Genomic DNA, 12,377 nt, shown 5'->3' with positions numbered 1-12,377 from the left:
GAGTCCGGTATGATTAAAGATTTTATTTTGCCGGACATTGGTGAAGGCGTTGTTGAATGTGAACTCGTTGAATGGCTGGTTAAAGAAGGCGATACCATAGTTGAAGACCAACCGATAGCCGATGTGATGACAGACAAAGCACTAGTGCAGATCCCCGCGCCCTTTGGTGGCGTGGTGACTAAGCTGTATTACGCGAAAGGTGATATTGCTAAGGTGCATGCACCGCTCTATGCCGTGCAAATTGAAGGCGCTGAGGCAGCTCCTGCACCACTTGATACTACCCCAATGCCTGCGGCAACGGTTCAAACCGTGGCGAGTTCATCCAGTATCGAAGAATTCCTACTGCCCGATATTGGTGAAGGCATTGTGGAGTGTGAACTGGTCGAATGGTTAGTGCAGGAAGGCGATACCGTGGTTGAGGATCAGCCGATTGCCGATGTGATGACAGATAAAGCCCTAGTGCAAATACCTGCCATTAAAGCGGGTAAAATTGCCAAGCTGCATTATCGCAAGGGGCAGTTAGCCAAGGTGCATGCACCTTTATATGCCATTGAAGTTGAGCAGATGATATCTGCACCTGCAGCAACGGCACATACAGTTACTGTGGCAAATGCGGCACCAGCCGCGCAGGCTATGAGTGCAGAACCTGTCCGTCAAGGTAAAGCCTTAGCAAGCCCTGCGGTTCGCCGTATGGCGCGGGCGTTAGATATCGACCTTAGCAATGTACCTGGCAGTGGTAAGCATGGCCGTGTGTATAAAGAAGATATCACTCGCTACCAAACACGGAGCGTCGATAGCCCGGTTTCTGCCACGGTTCCAAGCCAAGCAACTTCCCCAACCCAAGTGGGATCGAGTTTGGCTGCAGCTCAGAAGGCGGATATTGTCGAGCCTATTCGCGGCGTAAAAGCTGTTATGGCACGCATGATGATGGAATCGGTATCGAACATCCCACACTTTACCTATTGCGAAGAGTTTGATTTAACAGACTTAGTGGCACTGCGTGAAAGTATGAAGGTTAAGCATTCATCCGATGAAGTGAAGCTGACCATGATGCCTTTCTTTATGAAGGCTATGTCGCTGGCATTAACCCAATTTCCGGTGATGAATAGCCAAGTCAATGCCGATTGTACGGAGTTGACCTACAAAGCGCGTCACAATATCGGCATGGCGGTGGATTCTAAAGTCGGTCTCTTGGTACCCAACATCAAAGATGTGCAGGACAAGAGCATTTTAGATGTCGCGGCAGAGATTACCCGTCTGACCCAAGCGGCCCGCAGTGGTCGTGTGGCGCCAGCGGATCTGAAAGATGGCACGATTTCTATCTCTAACATTGGGGCCTTAGGTGGCACAGTGGCAACACCTATCATCAACAAACCTGAGGTGGCGATTGTGGCCTTAGGCAAGTTGCAAACTCTGCCACGTTTTAATGCGAAAGGTGAAGTCGAAGCCCGCCAAATTATGCAAGTCAGTTGGTCTGGCGACCATAGAGTGATCGATGGTGGCACCATTGCTCGTTTCTGTAATTTGTGGAAACAGTATCTTGAGCAGCCTCAAGAGATGCTATTAGCCATGCGCTAAGCCACTGGCACGTGGATTTGACAGTAAAGGGATGCTTTAGGGCGTCCTTTTTTATTTGCTTTGCACAAATGGGTTAATCTTTTGATCCCGATTACGTATAATTCCCGGACGTTGTTATCCTGATGGATGTGTTATGAGTCAGTTAGCCCCCAGCCCATTTGCTCCAACAATAGAGACCATTGATTATCCGTTTCCGCCTAAGCCTGTGCCTTTGTCTGATACACAAAAGGCGGACTACAAGGCACGTATCAAGCAGTTGCTGATTGAAAAAGATGCGGTATTGGTTGCCCATTACTATACCGATCCTGAAATTCAAGCCCTTGCCGAAGAAACCGGTGGTTGTGTTTCCGACTCCCTCGAAATGGCGCGCTTTGGCCGTGATCATCCCGCCAAGACGTTAATTGTCGCTGGGGTGAAATTTATGGGCGAAACCGCTAAAATTTTAAGCCCTGAAAAAACCATTCTGATGCCGACTCTGGAGGCAACCTGTTCATTGGACTTAGGTTGTCCCATCGATAAATTCAGCGCCTTCTGTGATGCGCACCCAGATCATACCGTAGTGGTATACGCCAATACCTCAGCGGCCGTTAAAGCCCGCGCCGATTGGGTAGTAACATCAAGTATTGCCCTTGAAATCGTTGAGCACTTAGACAGTGAAGGTAAAAAAATCATTTGGGGACCAGACCGTCATCTAGGCAGTTATATCGCCAAACAGACGGGCGCCGACATGTTGATGTGGCAGGGCGATTGTATCGTTCACGACGAGTTTAAAGCCAATGCACTACGGGATTTAAAAAGCGTTTACCCCGACGCCGCTATCTTAGTGCACCCTGAATCACCCGCCAGTGTAGTGGCGATGGCCGATGCTATTGGCTCGACCAGTCAGTTGATTAAAGCTGCGCAGACTATGCCAAATGAGCGTTTTATCGTGGCGACCGATCGCGGCATTTTCTACAAGATGCAGCAGGCGGCGCCGGGTAAAACCTTAATCGAAGCGCCAACGGGTGGAAATGGCGCAACCTGTAAGAGCTGCGCCCACTGCCCTTGGATGGCGATGAATGGCTTAAAAGCCATTGAAGCATCACTTAGCGATAGCGATAAAACCACCCATGAAATCTTTGTGGATGAAGACTTAAGAGTTAAGGCGCTTATTCCATTGACACGGATGCTGGATTTCGCCAAAACGCTGAATATGAAGGTTAAAGGCAACGCTTAATCAAGGTGTTCCATTAATGTCACTAAAAATTAAATCCCTGCCATTTGGCGGGGATTTAATTTTTAGTTTTTTGGCTCACAATACTAAGTAATAAGCTACGAATCAGTCGTGCTCAACACTATGACTCCACTTTGGAATTCTTCTTTATTAGAGACATAGATTCTTCAATCCATAGAAATAAAATCTATTTTACTTACCTATTCTGAGTTGTTGATCTAAATTTGATATAGCTAAGCGCAGGAGATAGTGAACTTTCTTGCGTGGTGTTAATTTAACTTTGCAATGAACTAAGCCATGGAGAAGGGTATGAAAAAAATCGTGTTATTGCTTGCCTCAATGTCAACGGCCAGTGCATTTGCTGACGTTAGCGTGCCAATGAATCTTGTTAGTGAAAAAGGCGTTGGTGAAAGTGTCGGTCAAGTGACTATTTCAGAATCTAAATATGGGGTGGTATTTACCCCATCCTTGAATGGTTTGATGTCTGGATTACATGGGTTTCATGTCCATCAAAACGCGAGTTGCGATCCGAAGGAAAAAGACGGAAAAATGGTGGCAGCGGGTGCTGCAGGCGGCCATTATGATCCCGCTTCAACTAATGCCCATGGTACGCCGTGGGGGGAAGGGCACCTTGGTGATCTTCCCGCGCTTTATGTCGATGCAAATGGTTCTGCCACTCAAGCGGTCTTGGCTCCACGGCTGAAAATGAGCGATCTAAAAGGCCACGCGATAATGATCCATGCAGGTGGAGATAATCATTCTGATCATCCTGCAGCCTTAGGCGGTGGTGGTGCGCGGGTCGCTTGCGGGATAATAAATTGATCCTTAGCAATACTCGTAAGTCTTACGGACTTGGTCATTAAAGCAATAAAAAAGCCCCAATTATGGGGCTTTTTTATACCGCGATAAGATTACTTCGCATTCATCAGGGCAACCGCGTTATCTAACATACGGTTACTGAATCCCCACTCGTTATCATACCAAGACATCACTTTGACTAAACGACCATTTACACGGGTTTGCGTGGCGTCAAAGTTTGACGAAAACGCATTGTGGTTAAAGTCGATAGACACTAATGGCTCTTTGTTGACCGCTAATACTTCGCTCAATGGTGCAACGCTGGCAGCACGTTCGATAATGGCATTCACTTCTTCAACCGTAGTATCACGGGAAGCGATGAATGATAAATCCACTAAAGACACGTTAACTGTAGGTACACGTACCGCTAAACCGTCGAATTTACCTTGTAATTCAGGTACAACCAAACCTACGGCAGCAGCTGCGCCCGTTTTCGTTGGGATCATCGACAGCGCCGCAGCACGGGCACGGCGTAAATCTGTGTGGTACACGTCTGATAAACGTTGATCGTTGGTATAGGCGTGAATGGTAGTCATCAAACCTGATTCGATACCAATCTCGTCATTTAACGGCTTAGCAAAAGGCGCTAAACAGTTAGTGGTACATGACGCATTTGAAATCACAGTCATGTCTGAAGTCAGTACATTGTTGTTCACACCGTAAACTACGGTGGCATCCACATTTTTACCTGGAGCAGAAATAATCACTTTCTTCGCGCCAGCGGTTAAATGGGGTTGGACAGTTTCTTTAGAGGTGAAGATACCCGTACATTCGAAAACCACATCAACCTGCAGCTCGCCCCAAGGCAATTTTGCAGGATCACGTTCTTGGAAAGTCAGGATCTTATCGCCATTGACATAAATGGCTTCGGCATCATGATCAACTTTGGCATTGAAACGACCATGAACAGAATCGTATTTTGTCAGGTGAGCGTTGATGGAAGCGTCACCTAAATCGTTAATAGCGACAATCTTAATTGGATACGCTTTTTCGCTTTCATATAAGGCGCGTAATACGTTTCTACCGATACGGCCATAGCCATTTATTGCTACACGGATAGTCATCTCATATCCCTCTGGTGATTATAAAATTCAACTGGTAGTAAAATTACCAAACTGACAGCTATCGTCAAGTTAATTCGGCAATTTCCCCTATATTTGGTTAACAAATTAGGTGTTTTTTTACATCGCTCGCGAATTTACTATTTTTAGCGGTCTTTTTGGGTAAAAAATTACAAAATGGCAAACATTTTGCCAACTCAGAAACTGGGCTATTTTTCGTCGACCGAGGCGTCAAGGGCTGGCTTGGCTGTGCCTTGAGCCTGTGGTTCGAGCCAATATCTCACCGTGCTAGTTGGATATTTACCATTCTTTAACGAATCAATTAAATTCTCGGCATAGCTGTCGAGTTCTGCCGCCAAACTTTTGTTGCCACCGATCAAGGCTAGCATTTTATCCTCAGAATACTTCTGCTGCGTAAGTAGTAAATTAGCCTTGGTCAGCATATAAGTTTTTTCCAGTTCCTGTGTTTGACGATAGGTCGAAGCGAGTCCAAGCAACCAGTTGACGTCGAAATCATCATATTGGATCTCTGCAAAAACCTTAAGGTAGAGTTGTTGCGCTTTAATGGCATTTCGATTGCTGTAATAAGTTGCCACCTGGGCGAGTAAAAAGGGATCGGTAACTTCACCCGTATTTTCTAGATCTAGCAATCGATTCAATGCCGCAGTATCACCAAAACGAGTCCATTGATAATAGGACATAAAGGGATCTTGCCGTTCGCGTGTCTGTTCTTGCAACAGGCTTAAATTTTGGGTACTGAGCCTAAATGCCCTTGCTCTGTCTGCGGTGCGATTGGTGTGGATGATATGTTGTACCCCTGAGGCCAATTCGATACAGCGGCTATAGTCCTCAAGATAGGTGAGTTGCAGATAGAGCTGCTTTCCCGTGGGATTGAGATTGTCTTTTAAATCGAAGCGGTTTTGAATGAGCTTGGTTTTCTCCCTCATGCACCAGCCATCTTTATGCAGATCGGCACAAATTTCAGGATTATTTTTACAAATCGTTGTGATATTTCGACTATTATCACAACCTAAAAGACCGAAAAAGCTCATCCCGAGCATAAATGATGTAATTATTACTAGATTTCGTCTCAAAATACTCTCCAAATGATATTTTTTCTAATAAAATTACAGATTTACGGAAAATATCTTACTGGCAAGAAAGCACGCTTTTCATTACAATGGCGCCGACCAAAACAGGGTTTTCCCTAAAACCTATATAAGATTATTGGTCTTTTCGTCATGTTACTCAAACCTTTCAGTACATTTTATTGAAAAGTGAGATAAAGGATCTGTAAATGAGCGCTGATAAACACCTACAAAGTTGGCAAGAACGTTTTGAAATGGCAGAGGCGATGCAGCCTTTGTTGGGCAAGTTGTACCGTAACCAGGGCGTCGAAGTAGTGGTTTATGGTAAGCCGTTACTCAATGCTTCTACTATTGAAATCATTAAAGCGCACCGTTTAGTTCGTCGCCATGTGGGCGAAAAATTACGTTTACGCGAGAGTTTCCCCTTCGTTCAAGCCTTAAGCAAACTCGCCGTTAAACAATGCAAAGTGGATATTGGTAAGCTTGCCGTTAACTATTGGCGTGACCATACCGATGCCAGTGAAATCGAAAGTTATATGGCAAAAGCCTTAGCTGATGCCGTAGACCATGCCGATGACATTGCTCCTCGTGATGTAGTACTTTATGGCTTTGGTCGTATCGGACGTTTATTAGCGCGATTACTGATTGAGCGCACTGGTCGCAGCAACAAATTAAGACTGCGTGCTATCGTCTTACGTGGTGGTAAGAAGGGCGATTTAGAAAAACGCGCCAGCTTACTGCGTCGTGACTCAGTCCATGGTCCATTCAATGGCTCCGTAGAAGTTGACGAAGAAAACAACGCCATCATCGCTAACGGTACATATATCCAAGTCATTTACGCAAACTCGCCAGATGAAGTGGATTACACCAAATACGGCATCACTGATGCCCTTGTTGTAGATAACACGGGTATTTGGAAAGACGAAGCGGGCTTAGGCTTACACTTAAAGAGCCCTGGTGCGAGCAAAGTATTGCTGACAGCTCCTGCAAAAGGCGCGATCAAGAACATCGTTTACGGCGTGAACGAAGGTGATATTACACCTGAAGATATTATCGTTTCTGCGGCAAGTTGTACCACCAATGCCATTACACCTGTACTGAAAGCCGTGAATGATAAGTACGGTATCGAGAATGGTCACGTAGAAACTATCCACTCTTATACCAACGATCAAAACCTGATCGATAACTATCACAGCGCTGACCGCCGTGGCCGCAGTGCACCATTGAATATGGTGATCACCGAAACAGGTGCAGCGAAAGCCGTTGCTAAAGCGTTACCTGTATTAGCAGGCAAGTTAACTGGTAATGCGATTCGTGTACCAACACCCAACGTCTCTATGGCTATTATCAGCATGAATCTGAATGCTGAAACCAATAAAGATGAACTGAATGAATACCTCAAAGATATCGCGCTACAATCACCGCTACAAAATCAAATCGATTACACCGACTCTACTGAGATTGTATCGAGCGATTTAGTGGGTTCTCGCTACGCGGGTGTGGTTGATTCGCAAGCAACCATTGCTGAAGGTAAGCGCGCGATTCTTTACGTGTGGTATGACAATGAGTTTGGTTACAGTTGCCAAGTGGTTGGCGTAATGCAAACCATGTTAGGTTTAACGACGCTATCTCTACCTGCGTAACTTACCTGCATAGATTCTGTTCGAGCCAAAAGCGCCCAATAGGGCGCTTTTGTTTTGCGCTCTTTTGTAGTGAGTTAACACAGACTAAATAATCAATTAGGTTCTACCACTTATTTATTTAGCGTAATCATCTACAAAAACCTAAATTGATGAATGAAACAGCAACTTTGTTGGGTGATGGTGGTTTATTGGGCAAACGATGCGGATAAGATCATTTTTTAAAAATTGTTGATTGACTCTGGGATCTAAATCGGTAGAATGCCAATCCGCAGTCAGGGAAAGCGACTAGATTATTTCTCTGAGAATGCAGGCATAAAAGGCGACATTAGCTCAGTTGGTAGAGCGATACCTTGCCAAGGTATAGGTCATCGGTTCGAACCCGATATGTCGCTCCAAATTTTAATGCTTGGTAGATTGGCGCGATGGCAGAATGGCTATGCTGCGGATTGCAAATCCGTCGATCTCGGTTCGACTCCGGGTCGCGCCTCCATAGATTAAGGTGTTAATGACACAATTCCCGTCGTTAATACACAGAGTTTGCCCGAGTGGTGGAATCGGTAGACACAAGGGATTTAAAATCCCTCGCTGGTAACAGCGTGCCAGTTCAAGTCTGGCCTCGGGTACCATAATTAGAAAGGCCTAACTTAATTGTTAGGCCTTTTTACTTTAATCAATGTTATTTTTATCTCTCCTACGATCATTCCTGTCATCCTATTGTGACCTAGGCAGTAAAAATAACATTTATAAAACTATTCACCATACACGCCGAAGATATCTCATCTATTTGCCAATTATTTTGATAAATCCATAATAGTGAAACAATTTCATTTAGATCGGGAATAAGGAGCTATTACCCCTCCTAAGAGAGTGGTATAAATAAGCCGAAATTTCCCTACACGCGAATATTTAGGATAAGTAGTCATGATTTTCTCTCAGGTAGTACTTGCACCCGCCGATCCCATCCTTGGCTTAACAGACACTTTTAAGGCTGATCCTCGCCAAGATAAAGTCAACCTCGGAGTGGGGATTTATAAGGACGAAGCAGGACAGACCCCCGTATTACAGTCTGTTAAAAAGGCTGAGGCACTGTTGCTCGAGCAAGAGAAGACAAAAAACTACTTAGGGATTGAAGGCGTACAAGCCTATAACCGCGTAGTACAAGAACTGCTGTTTGGTGCGGGCAGTGCACTGACCACATCGGGTCGTGCCGCAACGGCCCAAGCGCCTGGTGGTACGGGAGCATTACGTATCGCAGCCGAGTTTTTACTGCGTAACACCCCATCCCGTACCGTGTGGGTGAGTAATCCCACTTGGGCAAACCATCAAAATATCTTTGAGACCGCAGGATTAACGGTCAAAGAGTACGGTTATTACAATGCCAGCACCCATGATATCGATTTTGATGCCATGATGACGGATCTTGCCGATGCCGAAGTGGGCGATATCATTCTGCTGCATGGTTGCTGTCATAATCCAACCGGTATCGATTTAACCTTGGCGCAGTGGGATAGCGTTGCCCAGCTTTTTGCCGATAAAAAACTGGTCCCATTATTTGATTTTGCATATCAAGGTTTTGGTAGTGGAATTGAAGAGGATGCTGCGGGTTTACGCTTAGTCGCAGCTAAAGTGCCTGAACTATTAGTGGCGAACTCATTCTCTAAAAATTTTGGTTTGTACAATGAACGTATCGGTGCCGTGACTGTGGTTGCCGAGGACACCGATGCAGCCATACGCGCATTTAGTCAAGTCAAACGCACCATTCGCGCAAATTATTCAAATCCACCTGCCCACGGTGCCTTGATCGTTAGCACCATCCTGGGTGATGCGACATTGAAAGCCATGTGGGTACAAGAAGTGACGGAGATGCGTGAGCGTATCGCAGAAATGCGTACTCTGTTCGTTGACAGCTTAAAAGCCGAAGGCGTGACTCAGGACTTTAGCTTTATTTCCCGTCAAAATGGCATGTTCAGTTTCTCAGGCTTAAATAAAGCCCAAGTTGCACGCCTAAAGGATGAATTTGGTGTTTATATTGTGGGATCTGGCCGCATTAGCGTTGCTGGTATGACTAAAACCAACATGCCAGTGATCTGCAAGGCTATTGCACAAGTACTTTAAGCCATCGCCATGGTGATATTCGCCATAACGAAAAGGACAGCCTAGGCTGTCCTTTCACATTTTTGAAGATCAATTAACAGGCGAGGGATTGTAGGCCTAAATCCGATTTTATTCGCAGCACAGCACTCAGTGCATCCCTTAGTCCCGTTTGATCATGCAGATTGGGATTATGCCTGTTTTTGAGTGGAAAATAGTTAACTAAGGTGTCTAAACGAACCTGCTCCCCGTGACGTAGCACCTTAGTGATCACTGGCTTTCCAATTACCTGATGGCACCAAGCAATGCGTTGTTCAAGGCTAAATTGAGCTGCGGGGGATGATTCCTCATCGAGATTATCAATAAAGATCACCGGCGCTTTCGATGCCGCCACACGTTTTGCAAAACGGGGCAATAGGAGGGGTGGCATGATACTGGTCAAGAAGCTACCAGGGCCTAAGATAATCAGATCGGCTTGGCGAATGGCTTCGCAGGCTTCAAAGGTGGCGTCTACCATGGGTTCAAGGCACAGTGCAATAGGTGCTTCAGCCATGTTATCGACATTCACTTCACCAAAAACCTTGCTACCGCATGCTTGAAGGGCGACCAAGTGAGTAGGCTGTTCTGACATCGGAATAAGCCGAGTCTCTATTTTCAACAGATTTCGAATAAGATCCACCGCTTCGAGTGGTCTAACACAAAGTTGATCGAGTGCCAGCAGCATTAGGTTTCCTAGATTATGGCCACTCAACTCAGTGTCACCTTGGAAACGATATTCAAACAATTGTGAGCCGACAGAAGGGCGATAGGCAAGGTGTGATAGGCAATTACGAAGATCGCCCCAAGCAATACAATCCTGCTGCGCCCTTAATCTGCCAGTTGAGCCACCGTTATCCGTTGTGGCGACAATGCCAGTGAGGCGCTTACCTAGAAAATCGAGTGATGAGAGAACTCGGCCTAAACCATGGCCTCCACCTATGGCGACAACATGATTATACTGATTTAAGAGCTGATGCTGCATATGGGTTGCTCCTTCCTGAATACCCGATAAAATCTTGGTCTGTCCATCCGCTAAACCTAAATTGCGCTATTTAAACCTAATTTAGGCGGGGCGGTTCCAATCGATGGCCATCTAAATGCATTAAATGGTTCTGTCGGTTATGGGAACCTTAGTATAAAAGCTCAGTCAAATGCATGCACTAAAAATTCGACTTAAATATTCCACCTATGGGAGTTTGCACTTTTCTGACGGCTCACGACAGACTTGCCATGCTTTTATTGATGTCGTTTATCAATATCGGCTCAAGAACACTCGATTTCGTAAAATCCGAGATATGACATATAATCTGGCGTTTATTTTGCCAATACAGACTGAGAGCAAAGGTGGCTTATTGAAAACGGGTAGAATAGGTTCATTTACACTGGCGTTAGCCATGGTGATATTAGCAATATTTTCGCTGAGAATTTGGCTCATCCCGACCGCTGATGAGTCTGTGTCCATTGTGGCCCAATTGGAAAACTCAGTCGATCCTGTGACTCAAGTACCTGACTTCTCAGCTATAAACGATATTGCTCAAAAGAAGAAAGCTTTTTTCGATTTCCTAAGACCCATCATTCAACAACAAAATGCCATTATCACGACTGAGCGTGATTTCGTGAGCGACATGGGTAAGCTGATTGAGAATGGTGAGAGTTTATCGGAAACACAGCTAGCACAGCTCAATCAACTTTTTGATAAATATCAGTATGCCGCACGAAATATTGATACTAAGTCACTGAACAGCTTGCTCAAGCGTGTTGATATAGTGCCAGAATCTATGGTGCTGATTCAGGCTGCGAATGAGTCGGGTTGGGGGAGTTCACGTTTCGCTCGAGAAGGTTTTAATTTCTTTGGCGAATGGTGCTTTAGCGAGGGTTGTGGCATTGTGCCATCTTCCCGTGGCTCAGGAAAAATCCACGAAGTCAAAGTCTTTCCTTCGGTAGATGCCTCAGTGTCGTCTTATATGCGCAATTTGAATGCGAATACTGCCTATGCATTATTTCGTTCTATTCGTGCCGACTTACGTTCGCAGGAGCTAGAGCCCACCGCTGATCAATTAATTTATGGATTAGTGAATTATTCTGAAAGGCAAGAGGCTTATATCGATGAACTGCTCGATATGTTACGTCACAATGAAAAATACTTGGTGAAGCTTGATGTATAAAAAATGCTTGTTAGCGGGGCTGTGCTTGTGGACGTCTATGGCACACTCAGCCACAATATCCCTTGAATATAAAGGATTTTATGATAGATTAAAGCAGGTTAATAAAGGCGGTTATCAACTCGTTGAAGTTGCGTTCAGTGTCCCTATGCAATCAAATTGCATTATCCAAAGCGGTACTATTTCGAGTGAAAAAACTTCAACGCCATTGACCTATACATCGGCTCAGCGGTTATTTATCCCCTTTGATGATGAGTTAAAGGATCAGCGGGCCTTGGTTAATCTGAATTTTGCTGATAGTGCCGAGGGCTGCGCGATTGCGATGCAGGTCCGTGCTAAACGGACCCTAACAGAGTACGATAAAGCACAGTTGCAGCAACTTGTCGAAGAAATGGATAATTTGCTTGGCGCCATGCAAGGATTCCCCATGCGCTATTTTAGGGCGCCAATAGCAGGGCTGAATTTTGAGTTTAGTCCCGAGCGAGACATCAGCGTCAGTGTTGATGGACGTGAACAGCAAGTCAAAAGCAGTTTTAAATTAACCACCGTAGAGCTTGGTTCGTTGAATTCGTTACGCTTTAGCCAGCCACCCACGATATTAAGCCCCTGGGTGAAATAGCGCTTTGAGGAACAATAAAAATGCC

10 protein-coding genes and 3 tRNA genes are annotated in these 12,377 nt (G+C 45.3%); 10 read left to right on the top strand and 3 right to left on the bottom strand.

The features are described 5' to 3' along the window. Nucleotides 1-9 precede the first annotated feature (9 nt). The 3 genes from SOHN41_RS09520 to sodC all read left to right on the top strand — a co-directional run bounded on the left by SOHN41_RS09520 (nucleotide 10) and on the right by sodC (nucleotide 3,613). On the top strand, nucleotides 10-1,578 hold the full coding sequence (locus tag SOHN41_RS09520) for a dihydrolipoyllysine-residue acetyltransferase (protein WP_007648244.1): 1,569 nt from the start codon (nucleotides 10-12) through the stop codon (nucleotides 1,576-1,578). 133 nt (nucleotides 1,579-1,711) lie between these two features. After that, the gene (gene nadA / locus SOHN41_RS09515) at nucleotides 1,712-2,794 is read left to right on the top strand and encodes a quinolinate synthase NadA (RefSeq protein ID WP_007648242.1); all 1,083 of its coding nucleotides are present in this window, start codon (nucleotides 1,712-1,714) and stop codon (nucleotides 2,792-2,794) included. Between the two features lie 306 nt (nucleotides 2,795-3,100). Beyond that, nucleotides 3,101-3,613, top strand: coding sequence for a superoxide dismutase family protein (gene sodC, locus SOHN41_RS09510; RefSeq protein WP_007648240.1), 513 nt, complete (start codon nucleotides 3,101-3,103; stop codon nucleotides 3,611-3,613). A gap of 89 nt (nucleotides 3,614-3,702) precedes the next feature. On the opposite strand, the gene gap is transcribed toward sodC, so the two are convergent. After that, nucleotides 3,703-4,713: a type I glyceraldehyde-3-phosphate dehydrogenase gene (gene gap / locus SOHN41_RS09505; protein ID WP_007648238.1), complete on the bottom strand. Its 1,011-nt coding sequence runs from the start codon at nucleotides 4,711-4,713 to the stop codon at nucleotides 3,703-3,705. Nucleotides 4,714-4,919: 206 nt separating this feature from the next. Beyond that, on the bottom strand, nucleotides 4,920-5,804 hold the full coding sequence (locus tag SOHN41_RS09500; RefSeq protein ID WP_037458664.1) for a DUF2989 domain-containing protein: 885 nt from the start codon (nucleotides 5,802-5,804) through the stop codon (nucleotides 4,920-4,922). Between the two features lie 203 nt (nucleotides 5,805-6,007). Here SOHN41_RS09500 and SOHN41_RS09495 point away from each other — a divergent pair, with 203 nt between their 5' ends. The 5 genes from SOHN41_RS09495 to SOHN41_RS09475 all read left to right on the top strand — a co-directional run bounded on the left by SOHN41_RS09495 (nucleotide 6,008) and on the right by SOHN41_RS09475 (nucleotide 9,556). Beyond that, nucleotides 6,008-7,441, top strand: coding sequence for a glyceraldehyde-3-phosphate dehydrogenase (locus SOHN41_RS09495; RefSeq protein WP_007648234.1), 1,434 nt, complete (start codon nucleotides 6,008-6,010; stop codon nucleotides 7,439-7,441). A 319-nt stretch (nucleotides 7,442-7,760) separates the two neighbouring features. Then, a tRNA-Gly gene (locus SOHN41_RS09490) sits at nucleotides 7,761-7,836 on the top strand. Nucleotides 7,837-7,857: 21 nt separating this feature from the next. Continuing rightward, nucleotides 7,858-7,931, top strand: a tRNA-Cys gene (locus tag SOHN41_RS09485). Between the two features lie 49 nt (nucleotides 7,932-7,980). Beyond that, a tRNA-Leu gene (locus tag SOHN41_RS09480) sits at nucleotides 7,981-8,067 on the top strand. 295 nt (nucleotides 8,068-8,362) lie between these two features. Further along, a complete protein-coding gene (locus SOHN41_RS09475) occupies nucleotides 8,363-9,556 on the top strand; it encodes an amino acid aminotransferase (RefSeq protein ID WP_007648232.1) in 1,194 nt (397 codons plus the stop codon). 73 nt (nucleotides 9,557-9,629) lie between these two features. Here the strand turns inward: SOHN41_RS09475 and SOHN41_RS09470 are convergent, their stop codons facing one another. After that, a complete protein-coding gene (locus SOHN41_RS09470) occupies nucleotides 9,630-10,553 on the bottom strand; it encodes a YvcK family protein (RefSeq protein ID WP_007648230.1) in 924 nt (307 codons plus the stop codon). Nucleotides 10,554-10,923: 370 nt separating this feature from the next. Between SOHN41_RS09470 and SOHN41_RS09465 the strand changes: the two genes are divergently transcribed. Then, nucleotides 10,924-11,736 carry a glucosaminidase domain-containing protein gene (locus SOHN41_RS09465; protein ID WP_037458678.1) on the top strand — a complete coding sequence of 271 codons (813 nt, stop codon included), beginning with the start codon at nucleotides 10,924-10,926 and terminating at the stop codon, nucleotides 11,734-11,736. Then, entirely contained in the window at nucleotides 11,729-12,352 is a 624-nt protein-coding gene (locus tag SOHN41_RS09460; RefSeq protein WP_007648226.1) for a DUF2987 domain-containing protein, read from the top strand. Before SOHN41_RS09465 ends, SOHN41_RS09460 begins: the two co-directional genes overlap by 8 nt. Nucleotides 12,353-12,377 lie beyond the last annotated feature (25 nt).

The sequence above is a fragment of the Shewanella sp. HN-41 genome (assembly GCF_000217915.1).
Classification (GTDB): Bacteria; Pseudomonadota; Gammaproteobacteria; order Enterobacterales; family Shewanellaceae; genus Shewanella.
This window is presented reverse-complemented; position numbering and strand designations above follow the sequence as displayed.